This is a genomic window from Arthrobacter agilis (assembly GCF_006494655.1).
In the GTDB taxonomy this organism is placed as follows: domain Bacteria; phylum Actinomycetota; class Actinomycetes; order Actinomycetales; family Micrococcaceae; genus Arthrobacter_D; species Arthrobacter_D agilis.
In genome coordinates this window covers 354646-370158 of the sequence record NZ_VHIM01000001.1, presented here as the reverse complement: position 1 = coordinate 370158, position 15513 = coordinate 354646, and the positions used below count along the sequence as shown (strand labels likewise).

At 68.9% G+C, this 15513-nt stretch carries 14 protein-coding genes and 1 pseudogene; 7 read left to right on the top strand and 8 right to left on the bottom strand.

Annotation, left to right across the window (positions count from 1 at the left end; all coding sequences use genetic code 11):
* Window positions 1-29: 29 nt before the first annotated feature.
* The 6 genes and pseudogenes from mmsB to FJV46_RS01600 form a co-directional block, all read right to left on the bottom strand.
* Window positions 30-1322, bottom strand: coding sequence for a multiple monosaccharide ABC transporter permease (gene mmsB, locus FJV46_RS01625; protein ID WP_087031216.1), 1293 nt, complete (start codon window positions 1320-1322; stop codon window positions 30-32).
* 22 nt (window positions 1323-1344) lie between these two features.
* Window positions 1345-2883 (bottom strand): multiple monosaccharide ABC transporter ATP-binding protein, encoded by a 1539-nt coding sequence (mmsA, locus tag FJV46_RS01620; RefSeq protein ID WP_087031213.1) that lies wholly within the window; start codon window positions 2881-2883, stop codon window positions 1345-1347.
* A 147-nt stretch (window positions 2884-3030) separates the two neighbouring features.
* A pseudogene (locus FJV46_RS01615) lies at window positions 3031-4262 on the bottom strand (ROK family transcriptional regulator).
* A gap of 40 nt (window positions 4263-4302) precedes the next feature.
* Window positions 4303-4812, bottom strand: coding sequence for a gamma carbonic anhydrase family protein (locus tag FJV46_RS01610; protein WP_087031210.1), 510 nt, complete (start codon window positions 4810-4812; stop codon window positions 4303-4305).
* A 48-nt stretch (window positions 4813-4860) separates the two neighbouring features.
* Entirely contained in the window at window positions 4861-5730 is an 870-nt protein-coding gene (purU, locus tag FJV46_RS01605; RefSeq protein WP_087031207.1) for a formyltetrahydrofolate deformylase, read from the bottom strand.
* Complete coding sequence (locus FJV46_RS01600; protein ID WP_087031204.1) at window positions 5731-6885, bottom strand: FAD-dependent oxidoreductase; 1155 nt, start codon at window positions 6883-6885, stop codon at window positions 5731-5733.
* A gap of 444 nt (window positions 6886-7329) precedes the next feature.
* On the opposite strand from FJV46_RS01600, the gene glyA reads away from it, so the two are divergent.
* The 5 genes from glyA to FJV46_RS01575 all read left to right on the top strand — a co-directional run bounded on the left by glyA (window position 7330) and on the right by FJV46_RS01575 (window position 12368).
* A complete protein-coding gene (glyA, locus tag FJV46_RS01595) occupies window positions 7330-8637 on the top strand; it encodes a serine hydroxymethyltransferase (protein WP_087031201.1) in 1308 nt (435 codons plus the stop codon).
* 150 nt (window positions 8638-8787) lie between these two features.
* Window positions 8788-9675: a bifunctional methylenetetrahydrofolate dehydrogenase/methenyltetrahydrofolate cyclohydrolase gene (locus tag FJV46_RS01590; protein ID WP_087031194.1), complete on the top strand. Its 888-nt coding sequence runs from the start codon at window positions 8788-8790 to the stop codon at window positions 9673-9675.
* A 59-nt stretch (window positions 9676-9734) separates the two neighbouring features.
* Window positions 9735-10676: an ABC transporter ATP-binding protein gene (locus FJV46_RS01585; protein WP_087031190.1), complete on the top strand. Its 942-nt coding sequence runs from the start codon at window positions 9735-9737 to the stop codon at window positions 10674-10676.
* The gene (locus FJV46_RS01580; protein WP_087031186.1) at window positions 10669-11538 is read left to right on the top strand and encodes an ABC transporter permease; all 870 of its coding nucleotides are present in this window, start codon (window positions 10669-10671) and stop codon (window positions 11536-11538) included. Before FJV46_RS01585 ends, FJV46_RS01580 begins: the two co-directional genes overlap by 8 nt.
* Window positions 11535-12368, top strand: a complete 834-nt coding sequence (locus FJV46_RS01575; RefSeq protein WP_087031184.1) for an ABC transporter permease — start codon at window positions 11535-11537, stop codon at window positions 12366-12368. Before FJV46_RS01580 ends, FJV46_RS01575 begins: the two co-directional genes overlap by 4 nt.
* Window positions 12369-12447: 79 nt before the next feature.
* Here FJV46_RS01575 and FJV46_RS01570 read toward each other — a convergent pair whose 3' ends face one another.
* A complete protein-coding gene (locus tag FJV46_RS01570) occupies window positions 12448-13173 on the bottom strand; it encodes a class F sortase (RefSeq protein WP_087031181.1) in 726 nt (241 codons plus the stop codon).
* A 15-nt stretch (window positions 13174-13188) separates the two neighbouring features.
* Window positions 13189-13971, bottom strand: a complete 783-nt coding sequence (locus tag FJV46_RS01565) for a GVDTG sorting domain-containing protein (protein WP_087031937.1) — start codon at window positions 13969-13971, stop codon at window positions 13189-13191.
* 171 nt (window positions 13972-14142) lie between these two features.
* On the opposite strand from FJV46_RS01565, the gene FJV46_RS01560 reads away from it, so the two are divergent.
* Entirely contained in the window at window positions 14143-14631 is a 489-nt protein-coding gene (locus FJV46_RS01560) for a hypothetical protein (RefSeq protein ID WP_087031178.1), read from the top strand.
* 21 nt (window positions 14632-14652) lie between these two features.
* Window positions 14653-15510 (top strand): exodeoxyribonuclease III, encoded by an 858-nt coding sequence (locus FJV46_RS01555; protein ID WP_087031175.1) that lies wholly within the window; start codon window positions 14653-14655, stop codon window positions 15508-15510.
* The last annotated feature ends 3 nt before the right edge of the window (window positions 15511-15513 follow it).

Genomic DNA, 15513 nt, shown 5'->3' with positions numbered 1-15513 from the left:
CGGGTGTTTCTGATGGGACGGAGGACGGATCAGACATCATGGGAGATCTTTTCCTTGGTACCGACAGGCTGCTCTGTCTGGCTCGATCCGTACGGGGTCGGGTCGGGCTTCGAGCGGCTGCCGAAGTTGCGGGTCAGGAGGCCGGTGATGGAGGGCTTTCCCTGGCTCTTGTTGTAGACGTCGAACGCGACGGCGATCAGTAGCACGAGGCCCTTGATGATCTGGGTCATGTCCGCGCCGATGCCCATGAGCTGGAGGCCGTTGTTGAGGACGGCCATCACCAGGCCGCCGATCACGGAGCCGATGACGGTGCCGACACCGCCGGTCACCGCTGCGCCGCCGATGAAGACGGCGGCGATCGCGTCGAGTTCCCAGCCGACGCCGTCGAACGGGCCCGATGCCGTGGAGCGGCCGACGAAGATCATGCCGGCGAGCGAGGCGAGGATGGACATGTTCATCATGACCATGAAGTTGACCCGCTTGCTCTGCACACCGGAGAGTTCGGCCGCGTGGCGGTTGCCGCCGACGGCGTAGACGTGGCGGCCGAGGACGGTCTTGTTCGAGACGAACGCGAAGATGATGACGAGCACCGCGAGGATCAGCCCCGGGATCGGGAACGAGGTACCCGGGCGGCCCGTGGCGAACAGCGACGTCACGTAGAGGATCGCGGCCGAGAGGAGGACGAGCTTGGCCACGGAGACCCACAGCGGCGGCAGCTGGGAGCCGAGCTGCGCGGCCTTCCGGCGGCTCCTGAACTCCTGGTAGACGAAGAAGGCCACCGCGAGCAGCCCGAGGAGGACCGTGAGGTTGTTGTAGCCGGTCACGGGGCCCACCTCGGGGAGGTAGCCGGCGCCGATGTACTGGAAGGCCTGCGGGACGGGGATGGTGTTCGACTCGCCGACGTACTGGTTCGCACCGCGGAACAGGAGCATGCCGGCGAGCGTCACGATGAAGGCCGGTATGCCGACGTAGGCCACCCAGAACCCCTGCCAGGCGCCGATCAGGGCTCCGAGCAGGAGGCCGACGACGATGCCGAGGTACCAGGGGATACCCCAGTCGCGGATCACGATGGCGACGACGACCCCCGAGAAGGCGGCGACCGACCCGACCGAGAGATCGATGTGCCCGGCGATGATGACGAGCACCATGCCGATGGCGAGGATCAGGATGTACGCGTTGCCGTTGAACAGGTTGATGACGTTCGTCGGCGTGAGGGTGTTGCCGCCGGTCTGCCACTGGAAGAAGAGAATCAGGGCGATCAGCGCGAAGATCATCCCGAACTGTCGGGTGTTGCCGCCGAACATTTGCTTGAGGGAATTCATGATGTCTTTCCTAGTGATTCGGTCAGGCAGATTTTCTGCTGGCGGTCATGAGTTTCATCAGGGCTTCCTGACTGGCGTCCTCGCGGGCCACTTCGCCCGTGATGGAGCCCTCGAAGATGGTGTAGATGCGGTCGGAGAGGCCGAGGAGTTCGGGCAGTTCCGAGGAGATCACGATGACTCCCTTGCCCTGGTCCGCGAGCTTCTGGATGATCCCGTAGATCTCGTACTTGGCCCCGACGTCGATACCGCGGGTCGGTTCGTCGAGGATGAGCAGTTCCGGGTCGGTGAACATCCACTTGGCGAGCACCACCTTCTGCTGGTTGCCTCCGGAGAGCTTGGAGACCCCCTCGTTGACGCTCGGCGTCTTGGTCCTCAATGACGTGCGGTACTCCTCCGCCACGCGGTACTCCTCGTCGTCGTCGACGACGAGACCGTGCGTGATCTTCCTGAGGTTCGCTGACACCGTGGTGCTCTTGATGTCGTCGAGCAGGTTCAGGCCGAGCGACTTGCGGTCCTCGGTCACGTAGGCGAGGCCGGCGTTGATGGCCTGCGGCACGGTGCGCAGCGTCACCTCGCGGCCGTCGATGAGGATCTGGCCGGACTTGAACGTGCCGTACGAGCGTCCGAAGACCGATCGGGCGAGTTCGGTGCGTCCGGCGCCCATGAGGCCGGCGAACCCGACGATCTCGCCGCGGCGGACGTGGAAGTTCGAGTTCTTGCACACGAGGCGGTCGGGGATGTTGGGGTGGCCGACGGTCCAGTTCCGCACCTCGAAGAAGGTCTCACCGATGGTCGGCGTGTGGTCGGGGAAGCGGGATTCGAGGGACCGCCCCACCATGCCGCGGATGATGCGGTCCTCGTCGACGCCGTCGTTCGCGACGTGGAGCGTCTCGATCGACCTGCCGTCCCGGATGATGGTGATCGAATCCGCGATCTGCTCGATCTCGTTGAGCTTGTGGGAGATCATGATGCACGAGATCCCCTTGGAGCGCAGGCCCGCCATGAGGTCCAGCAGGTGCTGCGAATCGGACTCGTTGAGCGCGGCCGTGGGCTCGTCGAGGATGAGCAGCTTGACCGACTTGTTGAGGGCCTTCGCGATCTCGACGAGCTGCTGCTTGCCGACACCGATGTCCTTGACCTTGGTTACCGGGTCCTCGCTGAGACCCACCCGGGCCATGAGCTCGAGCGTCGTGCGGTTGACGTAGTCCCAGTCGATGACGCCGAACCGCGTGGGTTCATTGCCGAGGAAGATGTTCTCGGCGATGGACAGCTCGGGAATCAGGGCGAGTTCCTGGTGGATGATCACGATGCCCGCGGCCTCGCTGGAGCGGATGTCCTTGAACTGGACCTCCTTCCCCTGGAAGAAGATCTGGCCGGAGTAGTCACCGTAGGGGTAGAGACCGGAGAGCACCTTCATGAGGGTCGATTTGCCCGCACCGTTCTCGCCGCAGATGGCGTGGATCTCGCCGGCCTGGACCTCGATGGAGACATCGGCGAGGGCTTTGACCCCCGGGAACTCCTTGGTGATCGAGCGCATCTCGAGGATGGTGTGGTTGTTCATGGGGCCTCCCGCGTGACGGCGTTGTCGTGATGCAGGCTCAACTTCGGCCCGAAAGAATTGAACACGGTGATGTGCCTTGTCTGAACACGGTGATGTGCCTTGTCGTCAACAGTTGAACACAAAACACCGGGAAAACAGAGGAAATATTTAGGCGGTGACGGCAAGCGCGGGCGACAACCCGGGCTGCGCCAGAACGACGGCGGCGGCGCCGAGCGCCTCGGCGCGGTCGCCGAGGGAGGACATGCAGACACTCGTGGTCTCCCCGATGATCGGCACCGCGTGGCGCGCCAGGCCGCGGCGGACGGGCTCCAGAAGGATCTCGCCGAGGCTCGTCAGCGGCCCCCGATCACGATGGTCTCCGGGTTGATGAGATTGGCCATGTGCGCCAGCGCGCGCCCGATGGCCGTTCCGGCGTCGTCGATCACGCGCAGCGTGGCCGTGTCACCGGTCAGGGCCCAGTCGATGATCTGCCGGGTGTCCACCGGCTCTCCGGCATCCCGTCCCCGATGGCCCAGGAGGTCGATCATCGTGGACGTCGAGGCCACCGTCTCGAGGCAGCCCCGATTGCCGCACCGGCAGATCGCGCCCTGCTCGTTGATGGTGGTGTGGCCCAGTTCCCCGGTCACGCCCACGTTGCCGTAGTACAGGGTCCCGTTCAGCACCAGGCCCGAGCCGATCCCGGAGGCGACCTTCATGAACATCAGGTTGTCCACCGCGCCGTGGGGTCCCCAGGTCACCTGCGCCAGCGCGCCCAGATTCGCGTCGTTGTCGATGAGCACGGGCACCTGCAGCTGTTCGCTGAAAGTCTCGTGGATGTTGATCCCGACCCACTCGGGGAGGATCGCGCCCTGGACCACGGTTCCTGTGCGCCGGTCGATGGGTCCGGGGATGCCGATGCCCGCTCCGAGCAGGGCGCTGCGCGGGATGCCCCCGCTCTCGAGCAGGGTGTCGAGCAGTTCCGACGCCGCCGTCAGGCCGTCCATGGCGCTGTGGCCGAGGGGCAGGGCCACCGCGGCCTCCTGGAGGACGCGGTAGGTGGGGGTCGCGAGGACCACGCGGAGATGCCGCCGACCGATGTCGATGCCGGCGGCAACCTGTCCCGTCTCGTTGAGGATTACGGAGAGCGCACGCCGGCCGGAGCTGGTGGTGGGTGCGGTGCTGACGATCCCCGTCGAGGCCATGACCTTCACGATGTTGGAGACCGTCGCGGTGGACAGGCCTGTCTGACGCGAGAGCTCGGCCTGCGTCTGGGGCCCGCCGCTCATGAGGGCCGCGATGACCCGCTGCTGGTTCCGCTCGCGGAGCGCGGACTGGGAGCCCGGCTTCGGAAGCGAGGCACTCGGATTGGGCCTCGCCATCGAGGGGGATTCTGCGGGCATGGTGACAAGAGTGCCGCAGCCGCCGCTTGTAGTCAAGAAGTTAACGCTCGAGGTATTCCTCGGAAAGGCTCCGATAGCGCTCGGCGTTCTCGAGGATGGCCGCGACCTCGTCGTCGCCCAGGGTCTTCCGGACCTTGGCGGGCACCCCGGCGACCAGGGAGCGGGGCGGTACCGCGGTCCCTTCGAGCACGACGGCGCCCGCGGCCACGAGGGAGCCCGCGCCGATCACGGCGCCGTTCATGACTGTCGCGCTCATACCGATGAGGCAATCGTCCTCGACCGTGCAGCCGTGCACCACGGCGCCGTGCCCGACGGTCACGCGCGCGCCGATGCGCGCGGGGAAGCCCGGATCGGCGTGCACCACCACGTTGTCCTGCAGATTGGTGCCCTCACCGACCGTGATGGTGGAGGTGTCGGCGCGGAGGGTGGCGCCGAAGAAGACGCCGGCGTGCTCGCCGATCGTCACCTCGCCGATGAGGGAGGCAGTGGGTGCGATGAAGGCAGAACCGGCGATACGCGGGGTCCTGCCGCGGAAGGTGTGGATGGCCATGGCGCCAGCCTAGGCGAGACCCCTGGTGCGCGGGTGAGCCCCAGGGGATCAGTTGAAGACGATGGTCCGCCGGCCGTCGAGGAGGACGCGCCGTTCGGCGTGCCACTGCACGGCCTGCACGAGGGCCCGCCCCTCGAGTTCCCGCCCGATCGCCGTCAGCTGCTCGGCCGTCCGCGCGTGGTCCACGCGGATGACCTCCTGCTCGATGATCGGCCCCTCGTCGAGGGCCCCCGTGACGTAGTGGGCCGTTGCGCCGATCAGTTTCACACCGCGGGCATGGGCCTGGTGGTAGGGGCGGGCGCCCTTGAAGGACGGCAGGAACGAGTGGTGGATGTTGATGGCCCGTCCCAGGAGGTCCTCGCAGAGCCGGTCGCTGAGGATCTGCATGTAGCGCGCCAGGACCACGAGCTCGATGTCGTGCTGCTGCATCAGCGCCCGCAGGGCGTCCTCGGCGTCGTCCTTGGTCTCGGGGGTGACCGGGATGTGGTGGAACTCGATGCCGTAGAACGCGGCGAGGTCCTCGAGGTCGCGGTGGTTCGACACGATGACGGGGATGTCGATGGCGAGGGTGCCCGAGCGGTGCTGGAAGAGCAGGTCGTTCAGGCAGTGCGCCGCCTTCGACACCATGATGAGCGTCCGGGTGCGCCTGGTGGCCCCGGTGAGCGACCACTCCATGCCGAACTCCGCCCCGACCGGACCCAGCGCCGCGCGAAGCTCCTCCGCCGACGCGTCCGTGGTCAGCGCGACCCGCATGAAGAAGGTGCCCGTGTCGGGGCTCCCGTACTGCTGCGACTCCGTGATGTTCGCTCCCGCACCGACGAGGGCGCCGGAGACTCCGTGCACGATCCCCGGCCGGTCCGGGCAGGAGAGCGTCAGGGAGTAGGACGGGGACGGGGAGGAAGCAGCGGCTGAGGTCACCTACGCCAGATTACCGGCCGGTTCCGTGTGTGACGCGCCCGCTCGGAGTGCCGCGACGGCCGCGACCGCCGCCGCCCGCCCGGCCCGCGAGGCGCCGAGGGTCGAGGCCGAGGCGCCGTAGCCGACGAGCAGGAGGCGGGGCTCCCTCACCACACGGACGCCGTCCATGAGGACGCCGCCGCCCGGCTCGCGCAGGCGCAGCGGCGCCAGGTGGTCGAGTGCGGCGCGGAATCCGGTCGCCCAGAGAACGGCGTCGATCGGCTCCTCCGAGCCGTCCGCGAAGACGGCCGAGTGCTCGTGCAGCTCCGCCAGGGGGCCGCGCGAGACCAGGATCCCGGCGTCGATCCCGGCCTGGTACTGCGGTGTGAGCGGCAGCCCGGTGGCCGATACGACGCTTCCCGGGGGGAGACCTGCGCTGGTCCTCGCCGTCACCCCGGCCTCGACCTCGCGTCCCCACTCCGGGTCGAAGGCACGGCGCGTGAACGACGGCGGCCGGCGCGTGGACCAGAGCGGGAGCGCCCCGGCGTCGTGCAGCTGGAGCATGAACTGGACCGCCGAGGTGCCACCGCCCACCACGAGAACCCGCCGGCCGCGGAATTCGGCGGCCGACCGGTAGTCGTGCGTGTGGAGCTGGCGGCCTGCGAAGACGTCGCGGCCACGGTAGTAGGGCCAGTACGGCCGGTCCCACGTGCCGGTCGCACTCACGACGACGTCCGCGATCCAGGTGCCGGCGGTCGTGGTGACGCGCAGCGGCCCACTCGCACCCGCGAGGGCGGCCTCGCGCCCGCCCTCGGACTCCACCCTCGTCACCCCGACCGGGCGGTGCACGGGAAGCCCGAATCGGTGCTCGTACTCGCCGTAGTAACGGGAGACGACGTCGGCGGCCGGTTCGGTCGGATCCGGCGTGCCGAGCCGCAGGCCCGGAAGATCGTGCAGGGCGTGCGCGGCGTCGAACGTGAGGGCGGGCCAGCGGTGGAGCCAGGCGCCACCCGGCGCGGGATTGGCATCGAGGACGACGACGTCCCGGTGCGCCTCCAGTCCCCGACGGAGCAGGTGATAGGCGGTACTGAGCCCTGCCTGACCGGCGCCGATCACCACGACGCGCACCCGCCGCGCGGGCCCGCCGTCCTGCTGATCCTGTGCTGCCACGCCCATCGGGCACACCTTCCTCGAGCGGGGTCGGGAGCCGGTCGCCCGTCCCTCCTGCGGAACGGCCGACGGGCGGTTGCTATTCCGGTGATGCTCTCCGGCGAGCGGGAGGCCACGGGCACAACGAGCTCGCCGGCGTGCGGGCGTCACTGCGCGACGGCGTGCAGGGCGTCACCGCGTGGCGGCGTGCGCTCGCGTCACCGCGTGGCGGGTGCGCTCGCCGAGCCGCTAGCATGGGAGCGTCGCGACTGGCGTAGGGTGGGCAACCACCAGGAAGCGGCGCGGAGCCCTGACCGCCCTCCGGGAAGGTCCGGAACTCCCAGTGCAGACCACGGATCGCACGCCTGGGCCGCGGGTCACGTTCCATGAGCGGCCGGGGCAGGACGAACGATCCGGCGACCGCCCGCGACTCACGTTGACCTCGTGCGAGACCCAGAGAAGGATCCACCGATGACCACTTCCCCCACGGCTCCATCCCACAACGCGGCAGACTCCGTCACCAACGCGCCGCTGTCCGAGGTGGACCCGGAGATCGCCGCCGTCCTCCGGGACGAACTCGCGCGCCAGCGCGACACCCTCGAGATGATCGCGTCGGAGAACTTCGCACCGCGCGCCGTCCTCGAGGCCCAGGGCAGCGTGCTGACCAACAAGTACGCCGAGGGATACCCGGGGCGTCGCTACTACGGCGGCTGCGAGCACGTCGACGTGGCCGAGAATCTCGCGATCGAGCGCGTCAAGGCGCTGTTCGGCGCGGAGTTCGCGAACGTCCAGCCCCACTCCGGCGCCCAGGCGAACGCCGCCGCGCTCTCGGCGATGATCAAGCCCGGCGAGAAGATCATGGGCCTGTCCCTCGCACACGGCGGCCATCTCACCCACGGCATGAAGCTCAACTTCTCCGGCAAGCTCTACGAGGTCGCGGCCTACGGCGTCGAGGAGGACACCCACCGCCTGGACATGGACCGCGTGCGTGCGCAGGCCGTCGCCGAGAAGCCCCAGGTACTGATCGCGGGCTGGTCCGCCTACCCCCGCCAGCTCGACTTCGCGGCCTTCCGTTCGATCGCCGACGAGGTCGGCGCGCTGCTCTGGACGGACATGGCGCACTTCGCGGGCCTCGTCGCCGCGGGCGTGCATCCCAGCCCCGTCCCGCACTCCGACGTCGTCACCTCGACCGTCCACAAGACGCTCGCCGGACCCCGCTCCGGCGTCATCCTGGCCAAGCAGGAGTGGGCCAAGAAGCTCAACTCGAGCGTGTTCCCGGGCCAGCAGGGTGGCCCGCTCATGCACGTGATCGCCGGCAAGGCGACGGCCTTCAAGATCGCCGGTTCCGCGGAGTTCAGGGAGCGCCAGGAGCGCGTCCTCGAGGGCGCCCGCATCATCGCGGAGCGCCTCACCGGCGCCGATGTCGCCGAGCACGGGGTCTCGGTCCTCACCGGCGGCACGGATGTGCACCTCGTCCTCGTGGATCTCCGCAACTCCTCGCTCGACGGCCAGCAGGCGGAGGACGTGCTGCACTCCGTGGGCATCACGGTCAACCGGAACGCCGTGCCGTTCGACCCCCGCCCGCCGATGGTCACATCGGGTCTGCGCATCGGGACGCCGGCACTCGCGACGCGCGGCTTCGGTGCCGCGGAGTTCACGGAGGTCGGCGAGATCATCGCCGCCGCCCTGAAGCCGTCGCCCGACGTCCAGGCCCTCCGGGCGCGCGTCTCGGCGCTTGCGGCGGACTTCCCGCTGTACCCGGGCCAGGAGGAATGGTAGGCCCCCTGCCGCCCGGCGCCCTCACCTCGAGGGCGGCAGCGGATCGGACCTTCGACATACCGACCGAGGAATGCTGCTTCACCGGCTGCTGCGACCGCGGCAAGGCATTCCTGCTCGACCAGCTCGACGAGCGAGCAGACAAGGACTCCCATGACCAACGCCCGCATCCTTGACGGCAAGGCGACAGCAGCCCGCATCAAGGAGGAACTGACCGAACGCGTGAGCGCCCTGCGTGCGCGCGGGGTGACCCCGGGGCTGGGCACCGTCCTGGTCGGTGACGATCCCGGAAGCCACTCCTACGTGGCCGGCAAGCATCGCGACTGCGCGCAGGTCGGTATCACCTCCGTGCGGCGGGATCTCCCGGAGACCGTCACGCAGGCCGAGCTCGAGGCCGTCGTCGACGAGCTGAACGCCGATCCCGACACCACCGGGTACATCGTGCAGCTTCCGCTCCCCGCGCACATCGACACGAACGCGATCCTCGAGCGCATCGACCCGGCCAAGGATGCCGACGGCCTCCACCCGACGAACCTCGGCAAGCTGGTCCTCAACGTCAACGGGCCGATGGATTCGCCGCTGCCGTGCACGCCCCACGGCATCGTCGAGCTGCTGCTCCGGCACGACGTCGCGCTGAAGGGCCTCGACGTTCTCGTCGTCGGGCGTGGCGTCACGGTCGGCCGCCCGCTCGGACTCCTCCTGACGCGCAAGCAGATCAACGCGACGGTGACGCTGGCGCACACCGGCACGGTGGACCTCGCGGACCACCTCGGTCGGGCCGACGTCGTCGTCGCTGCCGCGGGCATCCCGCACATGATCGGTGCCGCCGAGCTCAAGCCCGGCGCGATCGTCCTCGACGTCGGCGTGAGTCGTGTCGAGGACCCGGAGACGGGCAGGGCGACGCTCACGGGCGACGTCGATCCGGCCGCCGCGGCCGTGGCCGGGTGGCTCTCGCCCAACCCCGGGGGAGTGGGACCGATGACGCGCGCCATGCTGCTGGCCAACGTGGTCGAGGCCGCCGAGCGCGCGGCCTCCGCCTAGACCGTCCCGAGAACACCCATTGGCTTCTGCCAATGGGTGTTCTCGCCTAGGCTGGGCGGGTGCCCACACTTCCCGCCGGTCCGCCGGTCATCTCCGCCAGCCGGCTCAGCAAGCACTACGGCGATTTCAAGGCCGTCGACGGCATCTCCTTCGACGTCCCGGCGGGTGAGTCCTTCGGCCTGCTGGGACCGAACGGCGCCGGGAAGTCCACCACCATGCGCATGATCGGCGGCGTGTCCCAGCGCACCTCCGGGCAGCTCACCATCATGGGGCTCGACCCCGAGGAGCACGGGCCGGAGGTCCGGGCACATCTCGGCGTGGTCCCTCAGCAGGACAACCTCGACGAGGAGCTGAAGGTCCGCGACAACCTCATCGTCTACGGTCGCTACTTCGGTCTGCCGATGAGCTACCTGAAGGCCAAGGCGGACGAGCTGCTCGAGTTCGCGCAGCTCACCGACAAGGCGTCCGCCAGGGTGGACGCGCTCTCCGGCGGGATGAAGCGCCGGCTGACCATCGCGCGGTCGCTCATCAACGAGCCCCGGATCCTCCTCCTGGACGAGCCCACCACGGGGCTCGACCCCCAGGCGCGACACATCCTGTGGGACAGGCTCTTCCGGCTCAAGGAGTCCGGTGTGACGCTGATCCTCACCACGCACTACATGGACGAGGCCGAGCAGCTGTGCGACCGCCTGGTGGTCGTCGACAAGGGCCGGATCATGGCCGAGGGATCGCCAGCGCAGCTCATCCGCGAACACTCCACGCGGGAGGTGCTGGAACTCCGCTTCGGGTCCGAACGCAACACCACCGTCGCGGGAGACCTGCAGGGCATCGGCGACCGCCTCGAGCCCCTGCCCGACCGGGTCCTGATCTACGCGCACGACGGCGAGGCGACGCTGGAGCAGGTGACGTCGCGCGGTCTGCGTCCCATCACGTCCCTCGTACGGCGCTCGTCGCTCGAGGACGTCTTTCTCCGCCTGACAGGGAGGAGCCTCGTTGACTGACGCCACGCCCAGCACCGAGGAGGCAGCCGCACCGCCGTACCGGCTCTCCGCGCACAAGCCGGAGGTCTCGGCGCGCCGGGCCCGTACGTTCGGCTCCTGGTACTACGCCGAGCACGTCCTGCGATCCATGAACAGCTACAAGTGGACCCTGCTCGCCTCGAGCGTCGGCACGCCGGTCATGTACCTCTTCGCGATGGGCATCGGCCTGGCCACCCTCGTCGACCGGAACTCGGAGGGCGCCTTCGGAGGTGTCAGCTACCTCGCCTTCATCGCGCCGGCGCTGCTCGCATCGGCGACGATCATGACGGCCGCCACGGAGTTCACCTATCCCGTGATGGACGGCTTCAAGTGGAGGCGGGTCTACTACGGACCGCATGCCTCGCCGCTGAACACCGACCAGATCGTGCAGGGGCACATCATCGCGGTCAGCACGCGGCTGACCGTCACCACCATCATCTACTTCCTGATCGTCGCCGCGTTCGGGGCGTCGCCCTCCGCCACCGGCGTCGTCGCCGTCCCGGTCGCCGTGCTGTGCGGACTCGCCTTCGGGCTCCCGCTCATGGCGTACTCGGCGAGCGTGGAGGAGGACAAGGGACAGTTCGCGCTCGTGATGCGCTTCATCGTCACGCCGCTCTTCCTGTTCTCCGGGACGTTCTTCCCGCTCGACACGCTCCCGGTGTTCCTCCGCTGGATCGGGTGGATCTCGCCGCTGTGGCACGGCACCGAACTCGGCCGTGCCCTGACCTACGGTCACGAGGTCCCCCTCTGGCTCGCCGTCGTGCACGTCCTGTACCTCGTGCTCCTGGCGGCCGGCGGGCTGCGGCTGGCCCGCTCGGTCTACGCGCGGAGGCTGGGGAAGTGAGTGCGCAGCTGACCGCCGAGGACTACGCGCTGAAGGGTTCGAAGCGCCCGCTGGCCGCGCTCTACTCGCGCAACGCGCGGGCCGTCATCGCGCGGGGACTGCTCGCGACGCGCAGCAGCAACTGGCTGGTCATGGTGTCGGGTTTCTTCGAGCCCGTCCTGTACCTGGTCTCGATGGGTGTGGGGCTCGGCGCGCTCGTGGGCTCCGTCGACGGGCCCGACGGGCAGCCCATCAGCTACGCCGCCTACATCGCGCCGGCTCTCCTCGCCGTGTCCGCCATGAACGGGGCGGTCTACGACAGCACCTGGAACGTCTTCTTCAAGATGAACTTCGCCAAGCTCTACCAGGGGATGCTCTACACCTCGCTCGGTCCGCTGGACGTCGCGATCGGCGAGATCTTCCTGGCGCTCCTCCGCGGCGCCCTGTACGCCACGGGCTTCACAGCCGTCATGGCCGTCATGGGGCTCATCACCACACCGCTCGCCCTGCTGATGGTGCCGGCGTCCGTGCTGATCGCCTTCGGGTTCGCGTCCTTCGGCATGGGCATCACCAGCTTCATGAAGACCTTCCAGCAGATGGAATGGGTCAACTTCGTGATGCTGCCGATGTTCCTCTTCTCGGCGACGTTCTACCCGCTGAGCGTCTACCCGCAGGGCGTCCAGTGGTTCATCCAGGCCCTGCCGCTGTGGCACGGCGTCGAACTGCTGCGCCAGATCAGCGTCGCGTCCTTTTCTCCCGCGACGATCGTGCACCTCGGCTACTTCGTCGTGATGATCGCGGTGGGGATGCTGCTCACGACCTCGCGCCTACGGACGCTGTTCCTCAGCTAGAGCGGGCGGCAGGAACGGCGGACCCGTGCCGCGGCGGCGCGATCACCGGTCCGCGTGGCCGGACCGGCACCGCCGCACGTCAGAGGACCAGGGTCGCGTACACCACGTAGTTGTCGTCGAACTCCCCGGTGTCGGGGTTGTAGCCGTCGCAGGTGATCAGGCGGAGCTCGGATCCCGGGGTGTTGCCGTACACGGTGAGCGTGGGAAAGTCGTCCTTCTGGTACTGCTCGCCGCGCTGGACCTCGAACGTGGCCGTGGACCCGTCCGCGCGGAGCACGTCGACGCGGTCTCCCGCCGCCAGGGCCCGTAGATCCGCGAAGACGCCCTTCCCGCCGTCGGTGGCGTTCACGTGGCCGAGCAGCACCGCGGGGCCGCGGTCGCCGGGCGTGGGGGACTGGTTGTACCAGCCGGCCGGGGCACCGGGACCGTCGGGCGGCACCTCGAGGCTCTGGTTCTCGCGGAGGCCGAGGCTCAGCAGGTCGGATCGCACCCCGACCGAGGGGATCACGAGCGTGACCGGCGCGGAGGCGGCGAGGACGTCGGGCTGGGGGGAAGCAGCGGGCGACGGCGCCGCGGCAGGGGCCGACGACGGTGTCCCGGCGGGGACCGGCGAAGCCGTCGCGGAGGGGGCGGCCGTCGTCGGCCCTTCTGCCGTGGCGGAAGGCGCGGCGGTGACGGAGGCCGAGGCGGCGACGGAGGGCGCAGCGGAGGTGGCGTCCGGTGACCCGCACCCCGCGAGGAGGAAAAGGGCGGCCACCGCCGGGGCCGTGAAGCCCAAGCGGTGGCCGTTTGCTCTACTGATCATGGTGCAGGATCAGGATTATGCGGTGTGGGCTGCGCGGCGGCGCACTGCGTAGGTTCCGCCGGCTGCTGCTGCGAGGACCAGACCGCCACCGAGGGCGATCATGCCCGCGGTGTTGGAGGAGGACTCGGTGGCAACACCGGTGTCAGCTCCGCCGTACGGCATGGCGCCCATCTGGGTCTGCACGAGCGTGCCGCACAGTGCAGGCGACGTGGCGCCGAGAGGCAGGTCGGGGTTCAGGTCGCTGGGCGAGTTGAAGGCCTCGGCCGAACCGGTGGAGGTTGCGGGGTCGAGCCCGTGGACGACGACGACGGCGGTACCGGCGGCGAGTGACTTCTGGGTGTCCTCGTCGATCGTGATGGTGCGGTTGATCGAGTAGGTTCCGCCCTGTCCGCCGAGGGCGAGGTTCAGGCCCTCGGCCGGCGTGGTGGCGCCGGAGGTGGTCAGGGTGGTCTGGATGCCGCCGTAGCCGGGAGCGCCCTCGGAGACGCTGATGATGCCGTCGCCGTTCGCGTCGTCGGCGGGAGTCGGGCAGACACCGGCGGCGCCGCCGTGGATGTGCTGGACGTGGGGGTACGGCGCGTCCATGAAGGTCTGGGCGAGCCCGGAGACCTGCAGGTTGACCGTCGCCTGGTCGCCGGCGACGTCGAGGGTGATGGTTCCGGTACCCGTGGTGCCGTTGAGCTGGCCCAGGGTCGAGGAGTAGGAGCCGTCGTGGGCTGCCATGGCGGGCGAGCCGGCGAGGGCGACGGCGCTGATGGCCAGGGCCGGTACTGCGATGAGACGCATCTTCTTGTTCATGGGGTACTCCTCCAGTGTGCGAATGAAGCGCACCGTGGGGCGCGCGTGACTGTACTTCGGGGTGACCGGCATCACGGATGGGGCCGGATGGGAAAAACCTTCGAACTCCCTGACAGTTCGCCCGCGGTGGAAGGAGCAGGGGGTGCCGGCACGATACGGGAGAATGGACCCATGCAGTCTCTAGGGAGCGATGGGCGGCCTGCGGGCCGGGGTGTCAGTATGCGCATGGGCAGTGCCGGGATGGCGGTGATGCTGGTGGTGTTCCTCGTCGCCGTGGTGTTCGCCGCCAACCAGAACGACGTGATCGGATGGCTCGTGGTCATCATCTCGCTCGGGTGGCTGCTCATCTTCACCTACGTGGTGCTGAGTCTCAGGGGTGCTGCACGCAAGGCAGCAGAACGGCTACAGGCCCACGGCGGTTTCGGTGCGGCAGGGTCGCAGGGCACGGCGCCGGTCGCCGTGGACCGCGCGCGGGACCTGAAGCTCGATCACAGCTTCAAGATCGTGCAGGTGCAGGTCGGCGTGGTGCGCGAGTATCTCGGCACGGACGAGGGGATGGTGGAGCGCGCCCTCGAGACCATCGAGATCACCTCGCACAACGCGCGATCCATGATGAAGACCTCCGGCGAAGGGCCCGTCGAGGGCACCGTCGTCGACTGATCGTCGCGGCCCGCCAGGATGATGCGACATGCCCTGCGGGGTAAGGTTGATCGAGTGAGTCCGGCATCGAACCCCCCGCGGAAACCCCTGCGCATCGCCTCCGTCAATGTCAACGGAATCCGCGCCGCCTACAAGCGCGGCATGCAGCAGTGGCTGGACGGCCGGGACGTCGACATCCTCTGCCTCCAGGAGGTGCGCGCGCCCGACGCCGTGGTGCGGGACCTCCTCGGGGACGAGTGGTCCATCCTCCACACCGAGGCCGAGGCGAAGGGCCGGGCCGGCGTCGCGATCGCGTCCCGCATCGAGCCGACGGCCACGCGCACCACGATCGGCGACAGCTACTTCGACACCGCCGGCCGCTGGGTCGAGGCCGATTTCGACGTCAACGGTGCCACCCTGACCGTCGTCAGCGCCTACGTCCACTCGGGTGAGGTCGGCACACAGAAGCAGGACGACAAATATCGCTTCCTCGACGCGATGGCCACGCGGCTTCCCCAGCTCAGGGAGGCCTCCGACCACGCCGTGGTCATGGGGGACCTCAATGTCGGCCACACGCAGCGCGACATCCGGAACTGGAAGGGCAACCTGAAGAACGCCGGGTTCCTGCCGGAGGAGCGGGCCTACTTCGACCGGTTTTTCTCGGAGGAGTGCGGCTTCGTCGACGTCGCACGGCACCTCGCCGGCGACGTCGACGGCCCGTACACCTGGTGGTCCTGGCGGGGCAAGGCATTCGACAACGACACCGGCTGGCGCATCGACTACCAGCTGGCCACGCAGGCACTCGCGGAGAGCGCGGCACGAGCGGACGTCGACCGGGCCCCGAGCTGGGACACCCGGTTCTCCGACCACGCCCCGCTCGTCGTCGACTACCAGATCTAGGAC